Genomic DNA, 25,804 nt, shown 5'->3' with positions numbered 1-25,804 from the left:
TCAAATGTCAGTCCTTTCTGCTTTAGAAGTTATATATAATACGATATCTAAATCAAAAACATTTTTGGAAATCTATCGATTTTTCCTTCCATTTCTCTGTTCGATAGACTGGATATGATAGTTCGACGTATTGCTTCCTCACGAATCCGGATCGCTTTTGCGAATTTCACCAAAGGTCCAACATAGATGAAGCTGATAACGCTCTAACTATTCTGTCACTCTTGGGTTGAACTGCCCGTCGTACGGTGCCTTCATCACATATTAAATATGAGTCACTATAACTTATGATGATGAACCATTATAATTACAAAAATGTAATTTTTTATTACGCTTTTGTAATTATTATTTTTATTTTTTTAATGATAATCTACAGATGAACTTAGTATATAGAAGAAATTGGGGGAACAAAAATGTTTAAAAGAAAAATATGGGTTTTAATCACTGCTTTGATTGTAGTATTTAGTATCTCTATGTCAAACTATTCTTGGGTTTCTGCAAAATCAGTTACTTCAAAGAATGAAGAACAAAAGAAAAATGAATTTATTCAGAAAGTTACTCCATATGTTTACTTAAATCATAATACTGAAAAATTTCAGTTGAAAAAGTCTGCTGTTCAAAAACTAACTAGTAAAGAAATAAAAAAAGCAAAAAAAATAATTTCGAATACAAATGGTGAGGTTAAAGAATATCGTTCCGATTTAAAAGTTTCTGGAGATAAATTTATTTCAAATCAATCTGCTCCTAGCAAAGGAATGTCAACATATGCTATTAATAAGAAAGAGAACTTTGATTGGGAATTTACGTGGTGGGGACTTAAAGTTTATTGGTCACATAAATTTGTAAATAAGTTGAAATCAAACTTAGTTCTTTATGGTTCTGCTACAGCTGCTTTAAATGCAACAATTGGGTACTTTTTATCTCCACCAGGGTGGGTTACAAGTCTTGTAACAGCTGTCGCTGGCATAGGAGTATGGACTTTTATTAAGCAAGATAAAGGTTGCGGTGTTTACTTAGATTGCTACGTTTATGTGCCATCACGTTGGTATTCTGCTTGTTAAATGAGGTGAAATTATGAGAAAAATGAATAAACAAACCATTTTTTGGGGGATTATTGCAATCGTTCTTTTGGCTGCATGGGTTATCTTTAATTAATTATATACAATTGAGTACCAAAAAGACCTTCTAAAAGTTATTTTTAATTTTTAGAGGGTCTTTTTTTTGTATTCAGATAAACGTTCTAGTCAGTCACCTAAGGAAAGTGAGTGGCCAGGATACATACTGAAATACTGAATAAAGAACTTTACGCTATCACTTCACTCACTTCATGGTTCAACTGCCATTGAACACCAAACGGATCTTCAGCGATACCGTAGGCTTCACTCCAAAACGTTTTTTGGATCGGCATGATAATATTGCCGTCTTGCGCGAGCTTATCGAATGTCTCGTGAATGACTTGGATGTCCGGCAGATGCAGAGCCAGCGTGACATTTTGTCCGATCGCCACCGGATCATGCGGCATCGCATCGGAAAACATGACGCGTGTGCCGTGAATAATTAATTGCGAATGCAGGACAAGCGACTGGACGTCTTTTTCAAACGGTTGACCGTCCGGACCATTGCCGGGACCAAATTCCATGATGTCAGGAATGTCTTGACCAAAGATGTTGGCATAGTAATGGATCGCCTCACGGGTATTACCGTTGAACACAAGGTAGGGAGTAATCGGCATATAGATGCTCCTCTCTATTTTAGGCACGGTTGGCTGATACTTATAGTATACCAAACGTTTGTTCTTATTTAAAGGGATTTCTGATTAAAAATGAAAGCGATATCATTTATTTTTTGAATTCCGATTAAATTCTAAAAAAATGGTTGTATCTTTCCAAATCACCGTCTATACTAAATTTATCGAAAGCGCTTTCGGTGAAATGGAGTGGTTACATGGGTACAATTTATGATTTAGCGAAAATAACCGGTTTTTCGATCACGACGGTCTCAAAAGCCTTAAATAATTATTCCGACGTCAGTGAGAAGACAAAAGCGAAAATCGTTCAGGCGGCAGCCGATATGGGCTACTTGCCAAACGCCCACGCTCAGTCGCTCTCGACGAAACGATCCTGGACGATCGGGGTCATGTTCTCGGAAGCAAACGAAGTCGGGATGATGCATCCATTCTTCAACGCAATCATTGAAAGTTTCCGGAAAGCAACGGAGCAGCAAGGCTATGACTTGATCTTCGCCTCGCGGAATCTGCGCAATCGGGACATGAGTTACCTCGAGCATTTCCAGCATCGGGCGGTCGACGGCATCGTCGTCATCTGTTCCGATCAAATGGACAAGCATGTGCAGGAACTGATTCAAAGTTCGATTCCAATCGTTGTCGTCGACATGGACAGCACCGATTGCAGTGTCGTCTTCTCGGATAACTTATCCGGCGGGACACTCGCCGTCAACCATCTCTACGAACTGGGACATCGTTTGATTGCCCATATCGCAGGCGATATGACGATTGATGCGGGACTGGCACGAATCGAAGGATACAAACAGGCGATGGATCGACTTGGCTTACCGATTCCAGACGGCTATCTGATCAACGGCGGATTTTTCTCGGTCGAAGAAGGAAAACAAGCGATGCAGACGTTGCTTGCTTTACCAAAACGTCCGACCGCGGTCTTCGTCGCAGGTGACCAAATGGCGATCGGGGCGATGGAAGCGATTCATGAAGCGGGCCTCCAGGTACCGCACGACATTTCCGTCGTCGGTTACGATGATATCGAAATGTCGAAATACGTCACACCTAAGCTGACGACGGTCCGGCAAGACACGGAACGGATCGGGCAGCATGCAGCAGAACTGTTAATCGAACAAATCGTCAACAAACGACGTGTCATGACGACGGATATCATTCCAGTCGACTTGATCGTCCGTCAGTCGACAGGACCCGTAAAACCATAATTTTTTTCGGAATCGCTCTCGCAGGTTGTCTTCGAGAAAACGCGAGAGCGGTTTCGAAATACATGATATTTTTTTGTACGTTTCCGAAAGGGCTTTCGGAACTTTTTTCAGACTATTTACGAAAGCGCTTTCGATATTTTTGGATAATAAATGAGACCGCTTACTTAGGGGACTACCAACAGATGAGAAGGATGGGATGACATGAAGAAGAAGTTTGTCAGCGTATTAACAATCGGCGCATTAACAGCAAGCGTTTTAGCAGGATGTTCAGGTGGCGAAGAGGAAAAAACGAGCGGCGGCAAGGAAGTTCTTAAAATCTGGTCGTTCACGGATGAGTTAAAAGAACCAATCAAGAAATTCGAAGAGAAAAACGGCGTCAAAGTCGAATTGACAATCGTTCCGATCGCGGATTACCCGACAAAATTAAAACCGGCACTTGAGAGCGGCGTCGGTGCACCGGATATCTTCACAGGTGAAATCGCCTTCTTGAAGCAATGGGTCGATGCCGGCTACTGGGCGAATCTCTCAGAAAAACCGTTTAACGCAGGCGAAGTCAAAGACGACTATATCCCGTATGTCTATGACATGGGGAAAGACAAAGACGGTAACGTTCGTGCCCTGTCATGGCAAACGACACCAGGTGGCGTCTACTACAAACGCAGCATCGCGAAAAAAGTTCTCGGCACAGATGATCCAAAAGAAATCGGGGCGATGATGAACTCGATGGACGGCGTCTTCGAAGTCGCTGAGAAGATGAAAGGCAAAGGCTACAAAATGTTCCCGGATGAAGGATCGATCCGTTGGTTCGCACAAGGAAATGAGCCGGAAGCTTGGGTCAACGACAAACAGGAACTCGTCGTGACAGAAGACAAGAAAAACTACATGGATTACGCGAAAGAGTTACGGACAAAACAATACACGGCACTTGCGCCGGAGTGGTCACCATCATGGTTCGCCGGTATGGATAAGCCGGTCAAAGTCAAAGAAAACGGTAAAGAAACCGAAACAGAAATCTTCTCGTATGTCCTTCCGACATGGGGCTTACATAGTGTCCTAAAAGAAAACGCGAAGAAATCAGCCGGTGACTGGGCTGTCACAAGCGGACCAAGCCCGTACTTCTGGGGCGGTACATGGTTAGGTGTCTACAAAGATTCGAAGAAACAAAAACTGGCTTATGATTTCGTTAAAATGATGACGCAAGACGAAGAATTCCTGACGGATTGGGCGAAAGAAACAGGCGACGTCCTCGCTTACAAACCGGTTACGGACAAAATCAAAACCGACTTCAAAGATGAGTTCCTCGGCGGACAGAACAACTACGAGTTCTTCCTCGATCAAGCAGACAAGATCACACCGGGAATCGTGACGAAGTACGACCAACAGCTTGACACATTGTACGGTGCATCAGTCATGGAATATGTCCAAGGCAAAAAGTCGAAAGACGAAGCACTTGCTGAATTCTACAAAAAAGTCAAAAATGCGTATCCGGACGTTAAAGTACCGGAATAAGGAGTCTAGGTGGGGCGATCCTCGCTTCACCTTTTCTTATTTAAGAAAGGGGTTTGACCTGTGAAAAAACTTGATCGCCATGGTTATCTGTTCATCGCACCGTTTTGGATCGTCTTCTTGATCTTCAGCATCTACCCGGTTGCCTTGACGTTCTATTACAGTTTCACCAACTACACAGGCGCAGAAGGCGAACAACTCGTCGGACTCGCGAACTATACGCGTTTGCTCGGAGATACGTACTTCATTGAAGCATTCTTCAATACGATCAAGATTTGGGGGCTGAACTTCATCCTGCAAATCGGGGGAGCGTTGATGCTCGCCTTACTTTTCTCGGATTTACAGCTTAAGCTCAAAGGTCTCGCCTTTTTCCGCGCGACGTTCTATCTGCCGAACTTGATCACGATTAGCTCTGTTGCCTTATTGTTCGGCATCCTGCTCGACTGGCAGCATGGTTCACTGAACATGATGCTGATGAAAATCGGTTTGATCTCGGAGCCGATCAACTGGTTGACACAACCGGTCACAGCACAGATTTCCGTCTCCCTCATCCTGACCTGGATGTGGCTTGGTCACTCGTTCATCGTCGTCATGGCGGGTGTATCTGGCATCTCGAAGGATTATTTCGAAGCGGCACTGATTGACGGTGCGACCCGCTGGCAAATCTTCTCACGGATCACGTTGCCGCTCTTAAAACCAATCCTGCTCTACATCATGATCACGTCACTGATCGGCGGACTGCAATTGTTCGACTTACCGATGTTGATCACGGACGGTGTCGGTGCGCCGGATGGTGCCCTGAACACGATGGTCTTGTATCTCTACAACCAAGCCTTTAAATACAACAACTATGGCTACGCCGCTGCTGTCGCATACGGATTGTTTGCCATCACGCTCGTCTTTTCAATCATCGTCTTCAAAGGGATGTTCCGAAAAGAACGTTCAGCGAAAGGAGCCTGACCGATGGAACGAAATGCAGAAGCACGTCGGATCGTGCCACAAACGGAAGATCAACCGGAACGTTCAGAACGTCCGCTGAAATTGACACCACCACCGAAGCAGAAAAAAGCCTGGTTCGGGAAAAGTCTGATCTACGTCGGACTGATTGCCTTGACGATCGCCTGTATCATTCCGTTTTTGATGATGATCATCAACGCGACCCGTTCGAACGAAGAAGTGTTATCCGGTTTCTCATTGATTCCCGGGAACTCGCTCGCTGAAAACTATGCCGCTTTAAGCTCTTACGTCAACATCTGGTCCGGCTTCAAGAACAGTCTGATCATCGCCGTCCTCGTCACCGTCCTATCGGGATATTTCTCGGCGATGACTGCATTCGGATTTGCCTTCTACCAGTTCAAAGGAAAAAACGTCCTGTTCGTCTTCATGCTCGTCATGATGATGATTCCGGGACAACTCGGATTGATCGGGTTCTACGAACTCAGTAAGAACTTAGGTCTACTCGACAGCTTCATCCCGTTGATCGTTCCGGCGATTGCCAGTCCGTTCACCGTGTTCTTTGTCCGTCAGTATCTGCAGACGGTCATGCACCCGAGTTTGATTGAGGCAGCACGGATGGACGGCGCGAGTGAGATGCGGATTTTCCACACGATTGCTTTGCCGATGATGATGCCGGCAATCGCCACGATGTCGATCTTTACGTTCATCGGTTCATGGAACAACTACATCATGCCGCTCGTCCTGCTCTTCTCACCGGAAAAGTATACGTTGCCGGTCTTGATGGGCTTCCTCAAAGGATCACAAGTCGCCGAAAACCTCGGTTCGCTCTATCTCGGAATCGCGATTTCCGTCGTACCGATCATGATCGCCTTCCTGTTCCTCTCGAAATACATTGTCAGCAGCATCTCAGCTGGTGCCGTGAAAGAATAAACTGGTAAAGGAGCTTACATCTATGAAATTTGCACCGAACTTCGTCTTCGGGACGGCGACGTCCTCGTACCAAATCGAAGGCGCACACGACGAGGGTGGTCGTACCCCGTCGATTTGGGATACATTCTGCGATACGGACGGAAAAGTTTTTGAAAAACATAACGGGGATGTCGCCTGCGACCATTACCACCGTTTTGAGGAAGATATTCAACACATCAAAAAGTTAGGTGTCGACACGTACCGCTTCTCGATTGCCTGGCCACGGATCTTCCCGAGTAAAGGGCAGTTCAATCCGGAAGGGATGGCATTCTACAAGACACTGGCAACACGTCTCCAGGAAGAAGGCATCAAACCGGCTGTCACACTCTATCACTGGGATCTTCCGATGTGGGCGCACGAAGAAGGCGGCTGGGTCAACCGTGAGTCGGTCGACTGGTTCCTCGACTTCGCCCGTGTCTGCTTCGAAGAACTCGACGATATCGTCGACTCGTGGATTACGCACAACGAACCATGGTGTGCCGGCTTCTTGAGCTACCACCTCGGTCAGCATGCACCGGGTCACACGGACATGAATGAAGCCGTCCGGGCCGTTCACCATATGCTGTTGTCACACGGAAAAGCGGTCGAGATGCTGAAAGGGGAGTTCAATTCAGCGACGCCGATCGGCATCACATTGAATTTGGCACCGAAGTACGCGAAAACGGATTCCGTCAACGATCAGATCGCGATGAACAATGCCGACGGCTATGCGAATCGTTGGTTCCTTGATCCGATCTTCAAAGGACAGTATCCGGTCGACATGATGAATCTGTTCTCGAAATACGTCCATACGTACGACTTCATCCACGCGGGAGACCTCGCGACGATTTCGACACCATGTGATTTCTTCGGGATCAACTTCTACAGCCGGAACCTGGTTGAGTTCAGTGCCGCGAGTGACTTCTTACACAAAGACGCCTACTCGGATTATGACAAGACCGGCATGGGCTGGGATATCGCTCCAAGTGAATTCAAGGACTTGATCCGCCGCTTGCGGGCCGAGTATACGGACCTGCCGATCTTCATCACAGAAAACGGGGCTGCGTTTGACGACCGGCTCGTTGACGGCAAGATTCACGATCAAAACCGGATTGATTACGTCGCGCAGCATCTGCAAGCTGTATCTGATCTAAATGAGGAAGGCATGAACATTGCCGGGTATTACCTCTGGTCGCTGCTCGACAACTTCGAGTGGAGCTTCGGGTATGACAAACGATTCGGCATCATCTACGTTGATTTCAATACACAGGAACGAATCTGGAAAGACAGCGCGCATTGGTATGCGAATGTCATCCGGACGCATAAGGCAGCACTTCCGCAAGAAGCGTAACGTCGTCGAACAGGCAAGGTCGAATTCATCGCCCTTGCCTGTTGTTCATTCAAAGGAGGAATTACAGATGAAGAAATGGCTCGCAGTCGCCCTCGGAACGGGACTTGTTCTGTCATACGCCGGGACTGGTCATGCCGAGAAGGCGGACAAAAAAGATAAGACGAAATGGAAAATGGTCTGGTCGGATGAATTTACGAAACAACAGCTCGACCGGACGAAGTGGACGTATGATACGGGAAACTGGATTGTCGATGCTGAAGGGAATGCGATTTCACCGGGTTGGGGCAATAATGAAAAACAATATTATACGACCAAAAAAGACAATTCCTTTATCCGCGACGGCAAACTCGTCATCCGGGCAAAAGAAGAAAAAACGACCGACTCGCTCGGTTCGTACGACTATACATCAGCCAAACTGAAAACCAAAGGCTTATTCAGCAAGACATACGGACGTTATGAAATCAAAGCGAAACTGCCGACCGGCAAAGGGTTATGGCCGGCGTTCTGGATGTTGCCGGAGCAGGACAAATACGGGGCATGGGCCTCGTCCGGTGAAATCGATGTCATGGAAGCGTGGGGCAGTCAGCCGGAAAAGGTCGCCGGGACGATTCACTACGGCGAGAACTGGCCGAACAATAAATACACCGGTAAGGACTACCACTTCCCGGACGGCGGACGGATCGACCAATGGCATACGTATGCCGTCGAGTGGGAGCCGGGCGAACTCCGCTGGTATGTGGACGGCAACCTCTATCAAACACAAAACGACTGGTACAGCAAAGGCAAAAACACGGCCACCAACTACAGTTATCCGGCACCCTTCGACCAGAACTTTTATCTCGTGATGAACCTCGCGGTCGGCGGCTGGTTTGACGGTGAAGTCGACGAAACGACGAGGTTCCCGGCCGAGATGGAAGTCGATTATGTCCGGGTCTATGATCTGAAGAACCGCGATTACCGTGAACCGGTCGAGCCGGTCTATGAAGACGTGACGTTACCGGATGGGGCAAAACAACCTTTAGAAGACGGCAATCTCGTGTATGATCAAGCGTATGAAAAAGTGATCAAGACGATTACTGACGGCGCGCAAGTCCTTGACCCGACGTACTGGAACTATGTGACGTTGCCGGACTTTGGCGGCAAGGGATCGGTCGACGTGACGGAGCAGGACGGAACCCGCTTCGCCAGCGTCACGATCGACCAACCGGGTGCTCAAAACTATGCCCACCAGTTGATTCAAAAGATTTCGCTCGCCCAAGGCGGACGGTATGAAGTCAGCTTTGACGCCAGCAGTGAACAAGCACGGACAATCGTCGCGAAAGTCGGTGGCGGGGCAGAACGCGGCTACACGAAGTACTCGAACGAAGAAGTCATCGATTTGACACCAACCGTCAAACGCCATACGTTCACATTCGATATGGCAGCAGAAACGGATCTTGCGGCACGACTTGAGTTCAACCTCGGTCTGGCTAAAGCAGGGGTCAAAATTGGTAACGTCCGCGTCGAACAAGTGCCACGCGGTGAAATTGATGAAACCGCAACAAAACCAGCTTTACCGGACGGCAATCACATCTATAACGGTACGTTTGATCAAGGCGCGATGGATCGCCTGACATACTGGCAGTTTGATGCCGGTCAGACAAAAGGTACGGGAACGGTTGATCCGGTGACACGTGACTTTACATTCAAAACAAAAGCACAGACGAAAAAGGGACAACCGGCGACGCTGACGCAACGTGGTGTCCAACTGCAGGAAAACCATCAGTATATCTTACGTTTTAAAACGAAAGCCGAACGGATCAAACAACTGCAAGTCAAGTTGACGAATGCGGACGGAACGGTTTCGTATCTGCCAACGCGTGACGTGCCGTTGACGAAATCCGCAACGACAGTCGAAGTACCATTTACGATGACGAAAGCGACAGATTTAAATAGTTTACTCCAGTTCAACTTCGGAACGGCGAAAGGTGAAGTGACACTCGATGACGTCGAATTGATGGATGTCACACCGATCGAAGTCGATCGGTCACCGCTCAAAAATGGTTCGTTCACGGACGGACTGAACTTCTGGAGTTCATACGTCCATTATGACGCGCAAGCGGTCGTTTCAACGGTCAATGACGCCGCGAAACTCGCCATCGCATCAGAAGGACAGGAACCATGGAGCGTTCTGTTGGAGCAAGGTAACTTGCAGCTCGTCAAAGGGCAGACGTATCAGTTGACGTTTAAGGCATCGTCGACGGTCGCACGACCACTCGAAGTCACTGTCGAAAATGCAGCGTACACACGTTACTTCAGTCAAATCGTTGAACTCGGAACGGAAGCGAAAACGTATCAGTTTGACTTTACGCTCGGTCAAGACGATACAGCCGGACTGAAATTCCTGCTTGGGAAAGCAGCCGGTTCTCCGTTTGCCGCGCATGATGTGACGATTGATGATGTGAAACTGGAAGTGAAATAACACGAATTAAATTGTTTTATACAAAACGTCCAGAATGACTTCCTCGCTTGTCGAAGGGGAAGAGACTTCTAGACGTTTTTATTTTCATGTAAAAAAGGAATTTAAATCCAATTCGGAGAAAGGATATACCATGCAATTTTAGAGGAGGAACACCATCATGGTTCGTTCGACGAAACAGTATGTCGCGTTGTTTGTCGTGCTTTTGATCGCAATAATCAGTATCAATGCCTGGCCGGCGAGTCTTTATCCGGACGGTTCGATTGGTCTGCTTCAAATCGCAGCATCCATCGTTTGGCTGATCTTTTTAATCGGTTCTGTGATACTGGTCCGCGAAGAAAAGACAATCTTGTTTGTCTTCAATTACCTGCGTCTCGGGTTATTAGCCGGCATTATTGTCTATTTAGTCACGTTTTTTGAGCGCTACTGGTTAGGGGAACTTTGGTTTGATATCGTATCAGCTATTCAATATCCGTTTTATTATCTGTTTGCGGTCCCGCTGTTTGGGTTCAATGCCTGGTTTGACGTCTTGTATGGACAGTTTGCGCTGTTTGCCGGGTTTGCTTATATCGTGCTGGCGATTGGCGTAAGTGTCCGATACAAAAGACTAGAGGCGAAGCGATTGCGGTACTGACAAGCTGATTTTTCTAATCCATCGTTTTCCTCGGACAGCGCGCCTTGGCGCGCTTTTCGTGTCGAAGAGGTGCAGGAAGTTTAAGAAAGAACCGGAATGAGCTGATGGTGTAGGACAGATTCAATCAAAGTGACCGTCTCGAAGGTTGCTGCGTAATCAACCGTTTCGTGTTCGGTATGCTCATGCATGTATCCGACAGACAGATTAACAGAAGGGATGCCGAAGCCGGCAAACACCTTGGCATCACTTGATCCGCCGTTCGTTGTCGTTTGCCAGTCGGTCATTCCAGCGAGACATCCGGCTTCCTCGAACAGCTGACCGAACTCTTGTGTGCAAAACGGTATTTGATTTCGGCAGGCCGTGACAATATCGCGTGTTCCACGGCGGTCGACAACGATGGTGGCATCCACATCATGGAGGAAATCCGGATCAATTCCTTCCGCACCGCGGCATCCGATTTCTTCCTGAACGGTAAAAGCGAGTTTCAGGGTGCCAGAAAAGTTTGTATTTTGGACACGATCGAGTACTTCAAGTATTGCCGTGATGCCGGCACGATCGTCAGCTCCAAGGATGCCGCTGGAACTGCGGAGGTTCGTCCCGTCCTCTAGAATGACCCGACCTTCCTCGATCAGTTCGACCGTATCCATATGAGCGGACAACAGCACGGTCGGACCGACGCCATACTGGATGGTTGCCAGTACATTTCCCTGCTTATCGGTATACAGGAAATCTGTGCTCGATCTTAAATGATTGCGGAGATGCATGGCGACCAGTCGCTCCCGTTTGCTGACGCCCGGGATATCGAGCCATGTCAACAAACGGTGCTTAAATTGTTCAAGTCGTAATGTTTCGACATAAGTCCGGTCTTCAGTCAGCCGGTAAAGACGTTCGGCCAACGATAATAAAGAAGAAAATCCGCTTTTCCGGTAGTCAAGATGTAACGTCAGTTGCGTTAATCCCATCGTCATCTGATAGGGAAGGGCAAGCTGAAGAAGTTGCCACTGCTCAAGCGACGGAGCGCGTTTTAACAGGATTGATGCCCGACCGCGGCCATGACCGTCACAACAAGACAACGTCGGGATATCGAGTGCGTTCAGCCAACGGACGATTCCCCGAATGTATGGATCAAAGGATTGATACGGTAAATCATTCGTCGAGGGATCAATCATTGCTTCACGACCGGGTAGGTTCTCGAAAGGGACCTGCTGAATCCACTCGATCAGCTGACGGTCGTTCCAGTCTACTACCGGATATTGTAAAATGGAGTCAGTCAAACAAGCGACGTGTGTTTTATTGAATTGATCGTCCCGGCTCAGACCATGTCGTGCTAACAGAATCGTTGCGTTTGTCATATAAAAACAGCTCCTTGTTGGATAAGTTGTTTTCAGTTTAGCAAGGGAGCTGTGACAGGCTGTCACACGTCAAAAATAGGAGGAAAAGCATGGAACAATCCGAACATCTCAAAGAAAAACGGCCTGGACACAGATTTCCGAGAAGGACAGTTGAAGAGATGGAATTCCAACGTAAGATGAGACTTAACCATTTTATTCGGCAAGCCGAGTTTTTTAAGCTGTCGGAAAAACCGGATTTTGTTCAAGCAAAGAAGTGGTTGTTACAGGCACTACGTATAGAAAAGAATCATCCAATCGCCAATTATCGACTGGGATATCTTCTTTATCGTGAGCACCAGTACGAACTGGCAGTTTATCATTTTAAGACGGCGCTTGACGGAACGGAGACCGATGTCTTGAGTGAGACACAGTTAATTTTAGCGAATACCTTTCTCGTTAATTGCGGAATGGCGATTACACGGGAGGCCTTGCGTGAGTTAGAGGACTTGGAACTTCGGATCGAAGGAGAGATAGACCAGGAACGCATTGAACGCTACCGGGCTGAAATGCTTGTCCAGGAAGAAAATATGTTAGACCGTTTGTATTATCGGAAAATCACGGCAGGCCATGAAACGATTATCAATGAAGAACAGTTTTACGACATCCGTCCGGATAAAGGAGAGCTGTTACTCCGAAGTTCGGATGATGGGAAAACATTGCAGGTGTTCGGAAAACCAGCTGAATCATTAAACCTACATATGTTCTTGACCCTCGTGTTACTGAATCAAAAATCATTTCAACCGTATCCGGTTTTACAGGATGCCTTGTCTGAATTAGGGGGACAAAGGATTTCTTACAACTATATGCGTCAGATAATCCGGAGAATTCGTGATCAGTTTGTTACGTTGAATTTGATTGAATCGACATCTATTTCTTCTCTTGATTCTTCACGTCCTGTCCAAGGATTTCGGATTCACCCGAACTGGTCGGTGACAATTCTTTGCCGGGCAGATGATTTCATTCATCCGATTCAAAAGGAGAGAAGCGATGTTTAGTCCAGTCAGTGAACGTGAGGAAAAAAGCGGAGAACGAAAAGCAAAGTCCCGGAAGACGATTCGATTACGCGACTCGGGTGCTTTTGCATTAGGGTTGTGGTTGACGCTTTTGGTCCTCTTGGTATCCCCGTTAATCTTGATGTTTGTCGTCATGTATTTGGCAGGAACACGATAATTCAATCTTATATTCAAGAGAGGTCTGTCGCGAAGCGATGGATCTTTTTTTTGAGTTCATAAAAACTTTCTGACAAATCATCCCTGTAAAAATCAAAAAGTCAAAACACATTCTAAAAAAATCCTCTATAATCAAATTATCACTAAAATTTGGAATTTTAAAATTGAGGAGGAATTGACATGAACAAGGCAGTAAAAATCATCATGACCGGTGTACTGAGTCTCTCGTTGATCAGTGTGACATCAGCAGAAAGCCACGCCGCGACTAAAGCGAAGGCCTTCAAAAACTGTACAGAGATGCATGATAAATACAAAGGTGGCGTCGCGAAGAAAAAGGGGCTTAAAAACCGGACCGGTTACGATAAAAACGGAAAAGCCATTTATAAAAAGACACAGTATGCTGCACACGTCAGCTTAGCGACGTATAACCTCAATACAAAAAGTGACCGTGACAAAGACGGCATCGCCTGCGAACGTTAAAAAAAAGACCCACTTCCAATTTGGAAAGTGGGTCTTCGCGCGTTTAGTTGAAGTTTTTCTTGAGGAAGTCCGTTACTTCTTCCGGTGTTTTTGCGTTGGCACTGTGCAAGTGACCGAGTTTCTCGTTGTTTTGGAAGACGAGTAAGCTTGGAATGCCCATGACGACGTTGTCTGATGCGATTTCCGGGAATTCATCTTTGTCGATCGTATAGATCGGCAGTTCGCTGAATTGTGATTCGACATCCGGCATGAAATAGTCCATCCGTTTGCAGTCTGGGCACCAGTCGGCTTCGAACTTGATGATGACCGGTGTGTCGCTTGCGATTAATTCTTTGAATGTATCTTCACTCTTAATGTAGTTACTCATGTGTTAGTCCCCCTGTTGTTGGTGTATATCTTTAGTCTACTGATTCCAGGCGCAAGATGCACGGATTATGATTGAAGGGTAGCCATGTTCTGCAAAAGTGTTGTAGAAGAAAATAGCAAAAGTATGCGCAAATTGCACAAGAAGCATCAATCCACAATAAAATATGATTTGCCTTGAGGAAACACTATTGGTCTTTTGTTAATTAACTAGTTTTAAGCAAAATGATTTCTATAGACCCACTTGATTTCGACCTGTTACGATGAGGTTTGCTAATCGACAGAGCGAGTGGGGGCGACAAAAATGGATCAACAAAAATATGATAATTTAAAGCTTGGTGAGCGTGGTGCCATGATCAGCATCATTGCCTATATTGTCTTATCGGTCATCAAATTGATTGTCGGCTACACGGCGGATTCAGCGGCGTTACGGGCAGACGGTTTAAACAATACGACGGATATCATCGCCTCAATTGCGGTTTTGATCGGATTACGAATCTCAAGACGTCCGGCAGATGATAATCATAAATACGGACACTGGAAAAGTGAGACGATTGCCTCGATGGTCGCTTCCTTCATTATGATGGCAGTTGGACTACAGGTCTTGATCGATACGGTTTCGACGTTGTTCGAAGGAAAGCAGGAGTCGCCGGATATCGTCGCGGCTTACGTCGGGATTGGTTCCGCCATCGTGATGTATTTCGTTTATCGTTACAACCGGAACCTATCACGGAAAATTGACAGCAAGGCCGTCATGGCGGCTGCGAAAGACAACTTATCCGATGCCTGGGTCAGTATTGGAACGACGATCGGGATTGTTGGGTCCCAGTTCGGGATGCCGTGGCTTGATATCGCGACGGCAATCGTCGTCGGATTCTTGATCTGTAAAACGGCTTGGGATATTTTCTCGGAAGCGTCCCATGAATTGTCGGATGGATTTGATGAACAGAAGCTGAAGATGTATGAAGATGTGATTTTTGATTTAGAGGGTGTCAAAGGAATCAAGTCGATCAAGGGACGGAATTATGGGAATAATGAAGTCGTGGATGTCGTGATTCTCGTCAACTCGCAATTAAACGTCAATCAAGCACATGATATCGCGACGAAAGTCGAAGATACGCTGACGGATGAATATGGTGTCTACGATATTCATGTCCATGTTGAGCCGGAGTGAAGCACGTGATAAAAGGAACGATCGTCTTCTGACGACCGTTCTTTTTTTAATTGGAAGGTTTATATCCCATCACTGCAACGGTATGGAATTGCCTTGAGACGGGACCTTCGACAAGTATGATATCGGTAAAACCATGTGTTTTTGCAGCGGGAATGACTTGGGTTTGTACCAAATCCTTCACGCCAGTCCAGATTTCATCATTTTTGCCATCACAGAACGTGATGACGAAATGACCACCCGGTTTTAAGGCATGATAAAGAGCTGCTAAGGTACCGGAGATGTTTTCCCAAAAATAGAGTGTATGTATCGTAAATACTTTATCGAACTGTTCATTTTGAAATGCCAATTGATTTAAATCTCCATACAGTACCTTAACCCGATTGGATTGGATCGCCACTTTGTTTCTTTTTTGTACCGAACGCAGCATGGCAGAAGAAGAATCGATACCGGTAATCTGTTTTGCTAATGATTGATGGACAAGTCGCTCGATGGCATAACCTGCCCCGCAGCCAAGTTCTAGAATGGTGTCATCTTGTTGGACGTTCAGCAGATTTACGGTCCACTCAGTCTCAGGTTGATGTTGTCTCACCATCTTTTCCCCGATGTATGTGCCAAACCGTCCTGTAGGATGTGCATATTGCTGATCAATGAAACGTTTAATGGTGGCAATGATGGTGATCCGCTCCTTCCGCTTAGAAATTCCGTTCAATCGTTAAAGCCAGTGCCCCGAATTGTTTTTCGGATTCGCTTGAGTAAATGGTATAGGTTGCGTTTAACTAAATTTAGCGAGAATTCTCCCACCTCTAAGCGTACCGGGGCGAAGCCAAGCGTAGGTGGGAGATGAATCGCCCGTCTTGGTAAGACTGCAATCGTTTGATACAATCAGTGTAACTCATCAAAAGGACTGATATATAAATGAAAATGGACACAAATAAACATTCAGTCTTCCTTCTGAATTATCACCTTGTCCTCGTCGTGAAATACAGACAAAAAGTGATCGATGACGCCATCTCGGAGTTCGCGAGACAGACGTTCGAACGAATCGGCGCGTCGTATCATATCACGCTGAACGAGTGGCATCATGACGGCGATCATATCCATGTGCGGTTCAAAGCACACCCGAACACGGAAATGTCAAAGTTTCTGAACGCTTACAAGAGTGCAAGCAGCCGACTGATCAAACGAGACTTTCCGCATGTCAAGAAACAACTATGGAAAGAAATGTTCTGGTCTCGAAGTTACTGTCTCGTGACGACCGGAGGTGCGACAAGCGACGTCATCAGACACTATATCGAAAAACAAGGAAAGGAGTGATTGCTTTGCTGAAGGCGTACAAGTTTCGACTCTATCCGACGAAACCCCAACAAGAATATTTCGTGAAGACGTTCGGTTGTGTCCGTTTCGTCTACAATAAGATGCTCGAAGAGCGGATCCGATTGTATGAAGATTCGAAGCTCAACCCTGACGCGAAGCAGAAGCTCCCAACCCCGGCAAAGTACAAGCCCGAATTCCCTTTCCTCAAAGAAGTCGACAGTCTTTCTCTTGCGAACGCTCAGATGCACTTAAACAAGGCGTATACCAACTTTTTTCGGGATAACTCTGTCGGGTTTCCGAAATTCAAATCGAAGCACAACGACCGAGCCTCTTACACAACAAACAATCTGAAGGGAAGCATCCGCATCGAAGATCGTAAGGTGAAACTTCCTAAAATCGGTTTTGTGATGTTGAAACAACATCGTCCGTTTGATGGTGTGATCAAGTCCGCGACGGTCTCGATGACGAAGACGCGGAAATTCTTCATCTCCATCCTTGTCGATCAAGCCGAAGCGCAATGGGTTCCAGCCCAAAATAAAGTAGGAATCGACCTTGGTTTGGAGCACTTCGCCATCATGACAAATGATGAGCGTGTTTCTGAGAAGGTTGACAATCCTCGTTTTCTTCGAAAGTCCGAAGAGAAGATAAAGAAGGCGCAACGCGCCTTGTCCCGCAAGGAGATCGGGAGTAAGAACCGAGAGAAGGCGAGGATCATCCTCGCCAAGAAGCATGAAAAGATTGCACATCAACGTCAAGATTTTCTTCATAAGCTGTCGAAACGGATGGTTGACGATAACCAAGTCATCGTCGTCGAGACACTTAAATCGAAGAACATGATGAAGAACCATAAGATCGCCAAATCGATTGGAGATGTCAGTTGGTATGGGTTCGTCCGACAGTTAGAATACAAATGCGCATTCTACGGACGAACACTTATCAAGGCGGATCAATGGTACGCCTCGACCCAAATCTGTTCTTCTTGTGGAGTAAAAGGCGAGAAGAAAACAATCGATGTACGCGAGTGGACATGTACTTGCGGTGCGCATCATGATCGAGATATCAATGCAAGTATCAACTTGTTGCTGTTAGCAGACTGAAAACCCTTCAGGGTGGGAACCACCCGATGAGCTTGGTAAATAACCGTAGCTAGTAAAAGTACGATCTTCCCAAGAAGCTTCCACTTCAATTTGCGAAGCAAATAAGTGGTGAGTAGTTCACTTGTACGTTTCTTTCATTATACGTGAGATGAATCATATCCTCGTTGCAAATATGTGCATTTTCACATTGTTTCTGCGTTGACATTCGACCTAAATGGGCGTAATTTAGTTTACATAGATAATCGTTCGATATGGAACGATTCGAAATGGAACACGGAGGTGGAAGGATGGAAACAGAGCAACGGGAGCCGGTTCGTTCAACGGCCATGATGCAGTCGTTTTGGAATGTGCAACGGCATCTTGTTCGGGCGGCGCATCAGACAGCGCAGGAAAATGGACTCAGTTTACCGCAATTTCACAGCTTGATGACGATTGCCCCAAGAAGTCCGATTACGCAAAAGGACCTTGCCGCGCATACACATTTACCGAAAAGCACCCTCAGTCAATCGATTGAAGGACTTGTTCAATCGGGCTGGGTGATCCGGGAAACGAATCCGGACAACCGGCGGGAAGTCGTCTTACGTTTGAGTGATCACGGTCGGCAGTTCGTCGAGACAATCAAACAACAGGAAGCCGGGATGCAACAACGGCTCGAACAGGTTCTCGATCAAATCGATCCTGCCGTCTTTGAACAGATGTTGCAGACGCACGCGCAAATTGCGGAAGGATTAAAGGAGATTTTGTCACCAGGAAACGGAGGCTGTACAGATGATTAAGTTACTCAAAAATCTGACGACCTATAAATGGGCCGTCTTTGCTGTCTTGATTCTGGTCTTCGCCCAATCGATGTCGGATTTATACTTACCGACCTTAATGGCGGACATCATCGATAAAGGGGTCGTGACGGGAGATACGGCGTACATTTGGAAAATCGGTGCGGTCATGCTTGGGATTACGGGGCTTGGGGCACTTGCGGCGATTGCTGCCAGTTACTACTCCTCAAAAGCCGCGATGGGACTCGGACGCGACATCCGCCGAAAAGTCTTTAATCACGTCGAACGGTTTACGTTACAGGAGTTTGATCAGGTCGGAACGGCTTCCTTGATTACGCGGACGACAAACGATATTACCCAAGTCCAGCAGGTTGTCATCATGATGCTGCGGATGGTCGTCAGTGCGCCAATCATGTTTGTCGGTGGACTGATCATGGCCGTCTCAAAAGATGCGAAGCTGTCACTCGTCATCGTTGCCGCGATGCCGGTATTGGTCGTGTCGATTCTGTTGATTCTCTGGAAAGGGGTTCCGTTATTTGGCCAAGTCCAGAAACGGCTTGACCGCTTGAACTTAGTCTTACGGGAAAACCTGACCGGGATTCGTGTCATCCGCGCTTTCAATCGGGAATCGCAGGAAAAGGTCCGTTTAACAAAAGCGAACGCGGATTTAACGGATGTCTCGATCAAGGTCAATAAAATCATGGCCTTTTTGATGCCGGTCATGATGCTCGTGATGAACTTGACGGTCGTCGGTGTCATTTGGTTCGGTGGCATCCGGATCAATAACGGCGGAATGCAAATCGGAGACTTGATGGCCTTCATTCAATACGTCATGCAGATCATGTTTGCCCTCGTCATGGCGTCCGTCATGTTCGTCATGATTCCCCGGGCAGCGGTCTCGGCGAAACGGATTAATGAAGTGCTCGAGATGGAACCGACGATGGTCGATGCCGGAACAGCATCCGCTGACCGCGAACGCGGGACCCTTGTCTTTGACCGGGTGACATTCAGTTATCCGGGAGCAGAGGCACCGGTCTTATCAGATATTAGCTTTACCGCCCGACCGGGTGAAATCACGGCCGTCATTGGCGGAACGGGTTCCGGAAAATCAACGCTCGTTAATCTGATTCCGCGATTTTATGATGTGACGGACGGTAGCATCCAAGTCAACGGTGTTGACAGCCAAGCTGTCCCGCAGGAAGAATTACGTTCGAAAATCGGTTTTGTCCCGCAAAAAGCGTTGTTGTTCACCGGAACGATCGCGGATAACATCCGGTTCGGGAAAGAGGACGCAACGGACGAAGAGATCCAGCATGCGTCGCGCGTCGCTCAAGCGACAGATTTTATTGAACGGATGCCAGACCAGTATGACTCAATGATTGAACAAGGCGGTTCCAACGTCTCCGGTGGTCAAAAACAACGATTGTCGATTGCCCGGGCGCTTGTCCGTAAACCGGACATCTATGTCTTTGACGACAGCTTCTCCGCTCTCGATTTTAAAACCGATGCAACGTTACGGAAAGCCTTGAAGCAGGAAACCGAGGATGCAACCGTCCTGATCGTCGCCCAGCGTGTCAGCACGGTCATGGATGCCGATCAGATCATTGTCCTCGAAGAAGGTAAAATTGCCGGGATCGGAACGCATGACGAACTGTATGAAACAAACGACGTCTATCAGGAAATCGTCAAATCCCAACTGTCAGAGGAGGAGATCGCATGAGTACCAGTAATACAAAACGACCTGCCGGCGGTCCTCCAGGTGGACCGGGTGGTGGTCCTGGCGGCGGGAACATGATGATGATGGGCGAAAAACCAAAAAACTTCAAAGCGACATTCCGGCGTTTGCTCGGTTATCTGAAACCACGCCGGAACGCTCTCATAGCTGTCTTTGTCGCAGCCATTCTCAGTACGATCTTTATGATTGCCGGACCAAAAATCATGGGGACGGCGATCACGGAACTGTTTGAAGGAGCATACGCCAAGTTCCAGGGGGTTCCGGGAGCGGAAATCGACTTTACGAAAATCGGACAGATTTTGCTGTTACTCGCCGGACTGTATGTCATCAGCAGTCTGTTCAGTTACCTGCAACAGTATCTGATGTCTGGGATTGCGCAAAAAACCGTCTATGATTTACGCGAAGATGTGAATCAGAAGCTGGAGCGGTTACCACTCAAGTATTATGACGGCCGGCCGAACGGGGAGACGCTCAGTCGGGTCACGAATGACATCGATACAATCGGCAGTACGCTGCAACAAAGTGTGACCTCGTTCATCACGTCGATCGTGACGATTGTCGGGATTTTAATCATGATGCTGACGATCAGTCCGTTGCTAACATTGATCTCACTTGTCTCGTTACCGATCTCGATTTTCGCGATTCGTCCGATTCTGAAACGGTCGCAAAAATACTTTGCCGATCAACAACGGACGCTCGGACAACTGAACGGTCATGTTGAAGAGATGTATACCGGTCACCCGGTCGTCAAAGCATTTGGTCATGAACGCAGAGCGGTCGAACAATTTGATGCGGTTAATGAAGAATTGTATGAAGCGGGACGAAAAGCCCAGTTCATCTCCGGGATCATCATGCCGATGATGATGTTCATCGGAAATATCAGTTACGTCTTGATCAGTGTCGTCGGGGGGATTCTCGTCACCCAGCGCAGCATCTCGATCGGGGACATTCAAGCGTTCATCACCTATACACGTCAGTTCACGCAACCGATCACCCAGACGGCGAACATTGCGAACATCGTCCAGTCGACGGTCGCTGCTGCCGAACGGGTCTTTGAACTGTTGGATGAAGAAGAGGAAGTCAAGGAAGTGACGACTCATCAACTGACGAAAGCCGACGGAGCGGTTGCTTTCGAGCATGTCGACTTCGGTTACGACGAACAGTTGTTGATTGAAGACATGAACATCGACGTCAAACCGGGGCAAACGGTGGCGATCGTTGGTCCGACCGGTGCCGGGAAAACGACGTTGATTAATTTATTGATGCGCTTTTACGAATTGAATCGTGGTGTCATCCGGATTGACGGCATCGATACCCGGAAGATGTCACGCGAGGATTTGCGGACGACGTTCGGGATGGTGTTGCAAGATACGTGGCTCTTTAACGGTACGATTCGTGATAATCTTGCTTACGGAAAAACTGGTGCGACGGAAGAGGAAATCGTCGAAGCCGCAAAAACAGCCCACGCCGATCACTTCATCCGGACATTGCCGGACGGCTACGATACCGTACTAAATGAAGAAGCATCGAATATCTCGCAAGGGCAAAAACAGTTGTTGACGATTGCCCGCGCCGTCCTCGCTGATCCGCCAATCATGATTCTCGATGAAGCGACGTCAAGCGTCGATACGCGGACAGAAATCTTCATTCAGCAAGCGATGAAACGCTTGATGGAAGGACGGACCAGCTTCGTCATCGCTCACCGTCTGTCGACGATTAAAGATGCGGATTTGATTTTAGTCATGGATCAGGGACAGGTCATCGAACAGGGAACGCACGAAACCTTGCTCGAAGCAAACGGTTTTTATGCCGATCTTTACAACAGTCAGTTCTCGGAAAAAGAAGTAGTCTAAAGTAAGTTGGAATTTCTAGTCTGCTACGAAATCATGACAGTACGATACTAAAATAAAATAGTTTTTCCAAAATGGATGGTTCTAATCAGAATCATCCATTTTTTTAAATACTATTCACAAACTGCCACTTTCAGGTTAAAAGTGGTTTAGCGATTCCTTTAGCTGGGGAAATTAAAGAAGTGTCGGAAATATATTATTTAGAGATGAAGGAGTGTGGCAGGATGAACAACTTTTGGAACACGACGTCATTTGACGTCAACGGGATTCTAGGAACTCTCGGAAATATTTTAGGAGCACTTATCGTCTTCCTGATCGGATGGCTGATTGCGAAGCTGATCGCAAACGGCATTCAAAAAGCATTAGAAAAATCGGGTGTCGTTCATAAGTTGTCACCACAAAAAGAAGGTACACCACCACAAAAGAAAAAGTGGACACCTGAAAAAATCATCGGAACTGTGATTTTCTGGGTCTTGATGGTATTTGTTCTTATCCTAGTCTTTAACATCTTGAACTTGAACATCATCGCAGGACCACTTGCGGATACGATGGGCACATTGCTCGCAGCGATCCCGAATATCTTGAAAGCAGCACTGATTCTTCTTCTTGCTTACGTCATCGCGGTTGTACTCCGCATGGTCATCGTCAAAGGCGGAACGAAGTTGATGTCGAACGAAAAAGTCCGTTCGAACAAAATGCTTCAAGGTCAAACGGATCTTTCAAACTATCCGAAGATTGCAGGCGAAATCGTCTTCTATCTTGTTTTACTTTTGTTCCTACCCGGTGTACTTGGTGCGCTCAACATCGAAAGTGTTTCTGAGCCGTTCAGCCAATTACTCTCGTCGTTCCTTGGTTTCATCCCGCGTCTGATTGCTGCAGCAGCGATCTTCTTCGTCGGATTCCTCGTTGCGAAAATCGTTCGCGATATCGTCACGAACTTCCTGCATGCAGTAGGTACAGACAAATTTGCTTCACGCTTCAACATTGGTACAAACGAACAAAAAGATACAAAATCACTTTCTTCAATCCTAGGTACAGTCGTCTTCATCTTGATCTTAATCCCAATCACGATTTCGGCACTGGACCAACTCAACATTAAAGGGATCACAGGGCCAGCCATCAATATGTTAAATGATGTTCTTGGTATGATTCCAAACATCATCGTCGGTATCGTCTTGATTCTTGTCGGTCTTTATATTGGTCGTTTTGTTAAGAAATTCGTTGCAGACCTTTTGTCGCGCCTCGGTTTCAACAACTTAACACGCCACTTGAAAATCGGTAACTGGGATGCAAACAATGCATCGACATCACCATCATCAATCGTCGGATCACTCGTTGAAATCGTCATCGTCGTCTTGTTCGTCGTTGAAGCCTTCAACTTGATCGGTCTTAACTTCATGGTTGATCTCGGTCGCGCGGTTCTTGCTTTCCTTCCAAGCGTCTTGACAGCGATCATCATCCTGGCCATCGGTATCATCATCAGCAACTTGGTGAAACGTACAATGGACAGCCTGTTTGCTAACTCGGATTTAAAAGTTCTTTCAAGCGTCGCGAAATATGCCATCCTTGCTCTTGCTGTCTTCATGGCACTTGATCAACTTGGTGTTGCCGCTACAATCGTCAACTCAGCGTTCATCTTGATCCTTGGTGCTGTTGCTCTTGCTTTCGGACTCGCGTTTGGTTTAGGTGGCCGTGATAATGCATCACGTTACCTCGATCGTCTCCAGAAAAAAGCCGAAAATACAGATATCGACACATCGAACCTGCCGTCAAACAACACACCGTCTGCTTCGACGAAGCCAAGCTTAAAAGAAGCAGCAAAAGGTGCAGTGTCAAAAGCAGCAGATGATGTCACGCCAGATCAAGCACCAAAAGCTTCTAAACCATCATCTTCTACGAACGTAAACCCGACACATGGTACGCCAAAGGGTGCACTTCCTGAAAATGATTTAGCACAGCAAGACGATTATCCGATTGATCCGGACACAAACCGTGGTCCGAACTTAGATCACCCAAATGATCGTCCGTAACATCAGTAAAACTCCTTCACCAGCCGGTGGAGGAGTTTTTTTAGTGCGTTAACGCGTATGTACATGTTTGTATTGTAGTAAAACAACAAAGCTGGTTTGACCAATTTGTGAAAAAAAACAGAAACTTTTGCTTATAAAAGCTGACATCGTTTGTTATGATGAAAAGGTCAATTAGAAAAATGATTTGAATATTCAGAAAAAAGAGAAAGTTCGGAGGGTGTTTTATGAGTTTGCTTCGTAAGAAAGATGTCAGTGTGATGATGGATCAAAAAAGCCATTCCAAACTGGCACGGCATTTGTCAGGCTTTGATTTAGTTTTACTTGGGATTGGTGCGATTATCGGGACGGGGATCTTTGTCCTGACCGGAACAGGAGCGTTGTATGCAGGACCCGCATTACCGGTTGCCTTTATTATTTCTGCTATCGTCTGTGCATTAGCAGCTCTCTGTTACGCCGAGTTTTCATCGATGATTCCCGTCTCGGGTAGTGTCTACACGTACACGTATGCCACGATTGGGGAACTGGTGGCTTGGATCATCGGTTGGTGTCTCATCTTGGAATACGGTTTAGCTTCAAGTGCCGTTGCAACAGGTTGGTCCGGTTATTTCCAGTCGTTGTTATCCGGATTCGGTGTCAATTTGCCGACCGCAATAACGGCAGCACCAGGTGCTGTACCCGGAAGCGAAACATTCTTCAATTTACCGGCGTTCCTGATCTTGATGGTCATCACGTTCTTATTATCGTTGGGCATCAAGGAAACGAAACGCGTCAACAATATCATGGTTCTTGTTAAAGTCGCCGTCGTTGTCTTATTCATCGTCGTCGGCATCTGGTATGTCGAGCCGGGCAACTACACGCCGTTCGCACCGTTCGGTATCAGTGGTGTCTTACAGGCTTCAGCGATTGCCTTCTTCGCATACCTCGGTTTTGATGCTGTTACATCAGCCGCAGAAGAAGTTAAAGATCCGGGTCGTAACTTGCCGATCGGAATCTTAGGATCACTTGCCATCGTTACGGTATTATACGTTGTCGTATCGGCCATCATGGTCGGAATCGTACCGTTCAAACAGTTTGAAGGTGTCGACAGTCCAGTATCATTGGCATTAAAATTTGCAGGTCAAGACTGGGTCGCAGGATTCGTCGACTTAGGTGCGATCGTCGGTATGACGACCGTTATCCTCGTTATGACATTTGGTCTGGTTCGTCTCTTGTTCGCGATGAGCCGTGACGGATTATTGCCGAAAATCTTCTCAGACGTGAATGAAAAATCACATACGCCTGTGAAAGCAACATGGATTCTTGGAACGACAGCCGGTTTGATCGCCGGATTCGTCCCGCTCGGTACACTGGCAGAATTGATTAACATTGGGACACTCGCAGCATTCGCTCTAATTTCAATTGCCGTCGTCATCTTACGGAAAACACGTCCTGATTTGAAACGGGCGTTCAAAGTACCATGGGTTCCGTTCTTACCGATTCTTTCAGTCCTCGCCTGCATCATGTTGATGTTGAATCTTCAAACATTCACATGGATTGCTTTCTTCATCTGGACAGGGATTGGCTTACTCGTCTATTTCGGATATGGAAGAACACGCTCGAAATTACACCAATAACATTCA

At 46.8% G+C, this 25,804-nt stretch carries 23 protein-coding genes; 19 read left to right on the top strand and 4 right to left on the bottom strand.

Annotated features, from left to right (window positions below; all coding sequences use genetic code 11):
* The first annotated feature begins 410 nt into the window (after positions 1-410).
* Complete coding sequence (locus P402_RS0114995) at positions 411-1,058, top strand: hypothetical protein (RefSeq protein ID WP_026829431.1); 648 nt, start codon at positions 411-413, stop codon at positions 1,056-1,058.
* A gap of 242 nt (positions 1,059-1,300) precedes the next feature.
* Here the strand turns inward: P402_RS0114995 and P402_RS0114985 are convergent, their stop codons facing one another.
* A complete protein-coding gene (locus P402_RS0114985; protein WP_026829430.1) occupies positions 1,301-1,729 on the bottom strand; it encodes a VOC family protein in 429 nt (142 codons plus the stop codon).
* Between the two features lie 212 nt (positions 1,730-1,941).
* On the opposite strand from P402_RS0114985, the gene P402_RS0114980 reads away from it, so the two are divergent.
* From P402_RS0114980 to P402_RS0114950, 7 genes are all read left to right on the top strand, one after another.
* Positions 1,942-2,955: a LacI family DNA-binding transcriptional regulator gene (locus P402_RS0114980; protein WP_026829429.1), complete on the top strand. Its 1,014-nt coding sequence runs from the start codon at positions 1,942-1,944 to the stop codon at positions 2,953-2,955.
* 201 nt (positions 2,956-3,156) lie between these two features.
* Positions 3,157-4,464: an ABC transporter substrate-binding protein gene (locus P402_RS0114975; RefSeq protein ID WP_026829428.1), complete on the top strand. Its 1,308-nt coding sequence runs from the start codon at positions 3,157-3,159 to the stop codon at positions 4,462-4,464.
* A 60-nt stretch (positions 4,465-4,524) separates the two neighbouring features.
* Entirely contained in the window at positions 4,525-5,421 is an 897-nt protein-coding gene (locus P402_RS0114970; RefSeq protein ID WP_026829427.1) for a carbohydrate ABC transporter permease, read from the top strand.
* Between the two features lie 3 nt (positions 5,422-5,424).
* Positions 5,425-6,348 (top strand): carbohydrate ABC transporter permease, encoded by a 924-nt coding sequence (locus P402_RS0114965; protein WP_081776662.1) that lies wholly within the window; start codon positions 5,425-5,427, stop codon positions 6,346-6,348.
* Between the two features lie 22 nt (positions 6,349-6,370).
* The gene (locus P402_RS0114960) at positions 6,371-7,717 is read left to right on the top strand and encodes a GH1 family beta-glucosidase (protein WP_026829425.1); all 1,347 of its coding nucleotides are present in this window, start codon (positions 6,371-6,373) and stop codon (positions 7,715-7,717) included.
* 67 nt (positions 7,718-7,784) lie between these two features.
* Positions 7,785-10,178, top strand: a complete 2,394-nt coding sequence (locus P402_RS0114955; protein ID WP_034770078.1) for a carbohydrate binding domain-containing protein — start codon at positions 7,785-7,787, stop codon at positions 10,176-10,178.
* Positions 10,179-10,335: 157 nt separating this feature from the next.
* The gene (locus tag P402_RS0114950) at positions 10,336-10,809 is read left to right on the top strand and encodes a hypothetical protein (protein ID WP_026829423.1); all 474 of its coding nucleotides are present in this window, start codon (positions 10,336-10,338) and stop codon (positions 10,807-10,809) included.
* A gap of 80 nt (positions 10,810-10,889) precedes the next feature.
* On the opposite strand, the gene P402_RS0114945 is transcribed toward P402_RS0114950, so the two are convergent.
* The gene (locus P402_RS0114945) at positions 10,890-12,161 is read right to left on the bottom strand and encodes a M20/M25/M40 family metallo-hydrolase (protein WP_026829422.1); all 1,272 of its coding nucleotides are present in this window, start codon (positions 12,159-12,161) and stop codon (positions 10,890-10,892) included.
* 176 nt (positions 12,162-12,337) lie between these two features.
* Here P402_RS0114945 and P402_RS0114940 point away from each other — a divergent pair, with 176 nt between their 5' ends.
* From P402_RS0114940 to P402_RS0114930, 3 genes are all read left to right on the top strand, one after another.
* Entirely contained in the window at positions 12,338-13,195 is an 858-nt protein-coding gene (locus P402_RS0114940) for a tetratricopeptide repeat protein (RefSeq protein WP_235188891.1), read from the top strand.
* Positions 13,188-13,370, top strand: a complete 183-nt coding sequence (locus P402_RS0114935) for a hypothetical protein (RefSeq protein ID WP_026829420.1) — start codon at positions 13,188-13,190, stop codon at positions 13,368-13,370. Before P402_RS0114940 ends, P402_RS0114935 begins: the two co-directional genes overlap by 8 nt.
* Positions 13,371-13,549: 179 nt before the next feature.
* Complete coding sequence (locus tag P402_RS0114930; RefSeq protein WP_026829419.1) at positions 13,550-13,849, top strand: excalibur calcium-binding domain-containing protein; 300 nt, start codon at positions 13,550-13,552, stop codon at positions 13,847-13,849.
* A 43-nt stretch (positions 13,850-13,892) separates the two neighbouring features.
* Here the strand turns inward: P402_RS0114930 and P402_RS0114925 are convergent, their stop codons facing one another.
* Positions 13,893-14,216 (bottom strand): thioredoxin family protein, encoded by a 324-nt coding sequence (locus P402_RS0114925; RefSeq protein WP_026829418.1) that lies wholly within the window; start codon positions 14,214-14,216, stop codon positions 13,893-13,895.
* Between the two features lie 300 nt (positions 14,217-14,516).
* Between P402_RS0114925 and P402_RS0114920 the strand changes: the two genes are divergently transcribed.
* Positions 14,517-15,386: a cation diffusion facilitator family transporter gene (locus tag P402_RS0114920; protein WP_026829417.1), complete on the top strand. Its 870-nt coding sequence runs from the start codon at positions 14,517-14,519 to the stop codon at positions 15,384-15,386.
* A gap of 46 nt (positions 15,387-15,432) precedes the next feature.
* On the opposite strand, the gene P402_RS0114915 is transcribed toward P402_RS0114920, so the two are convergent.
* Positions 15,433-16,095, bottom strand: coding sequence for a class I SAM-dependent methyltransferase (locus P402_RS0114915; protein WP_152538838.1), 663 nt, complete (start codon positions 16,093-16,095; stop codon positions 15,433-15,435).
* A 206-nt stretch (positions 16,096-16,301) separates the two neighbouring features.
* On the opposite strand from P402_RS0114915, the gene tnpA reads away from it, so the two are divergent.
* The 7 genes from tnpA (at position 16,302) to P402_RS0114880 (ending at position 25,798) form a co-directional block, all read left to right on the top strand.
* On the top strand, positions 16,302-16,700 hold the full coding sequence (gene tnpA / locus P402_RS0114910) for an IS200/IS605 family transposase (protein WP_026829415.1): 399 nt from the start codon (positions 16,302-16,304) through the stop codon (positions 16,698-16,700).
* 5 nt (positions 16,701-16,705) lie between these two features.
* The gene (gene tnpB / locus P402_RS0114905) at positions 16,706-17,797 is read left to right on the top strand and encodes an IS200/IS605 family element RNA-guided endonuclease TnpB (protein WP_026829414.1); all 1,092 of its coding nucleotides are present in this window, start codon (positions 16,706-16,708) and stop codon (positions 17,795-17,797) included.
* 287 nt (positions 17,798-18,084) lie between these two features.
* Positions 18,085-18,573: a MarR family winged helix-turn-helix transcriptional regulator gene (locus P402_RS0114900; protein WP_026829413.1), complete on the top strand. Its 489-nt coding sequence runs from the start codon at positions 18,085-18,087 to the stop codon at positions 18,571-18,573.
* Positions 18,566-20,290 (top strand): ABC transporter ATP-binding protein, encoded by a 1,725-nt coding sequence (locus P402_RS0114895; protein ID WP_026829412.1) that lies wholly within the window; start codon positions 18,566-18,568, stop codon positions 20,288-20,290. Before P402_RS0114900 ends, P402_RS0114895 begins: the two co-directional genes overlap by 8 nt.
* Positions 20,287-22,158: an ABC transporter ATP-binding protein gene (locus P402_RS0114890; protein ID WP_026829411.1), complete on the top strand. Its 1,872-nt coding sequence runs from the start codon at positions 20,287-20,289 to the stop codon at positions 22,156-22,158. Before P402_RS0114895 ends, P402_RS0114890 begins: the two co-directional genes overlap by 4 nt.
* Positions 22,159-22,379: 221 nt before the next feature.
* The gene (locus P402_RS0114885; RefSeq protein WP_026829410.1) at positions 22,380-24,185 is read left to right on the top strand and encodes a mechanosensitive ion channel; all 1,806 of its coding nucleotides are present in this window, start codon (positions 22,380-22,382) and stop codon (positions 24,183-24,185) included.
* 224 nt (positions 24,186-24,409) lie between these two features.
* Complete coding sequence (locus tag P402_RS0114880; protein ID WP_026829409.1) at positions 24,410-25,798, top strand: amino acid permease; 1,389 nt, start codon at positions 24,410-24,412, stop codon at positions 25,796-25,798.
* The last annotated feature ends 6 nt before the right edge of the window (positions 25,799-25,804 follow it).

The sequence above is a fragment of the Exiguobacterium sibiricum 7-3 genome (assembly GCF_000620865.1).
Lineage (GTDB): Bacteria > Bacillota > Bacilli > Exiguobacteriales > Exiguobacteriaceae > Exiguobacterium_A > Exiguobacterium_A sibiricum_A.
This window is presented reverse-complemented; position numbering and strand designations above follow the sequence as displayed.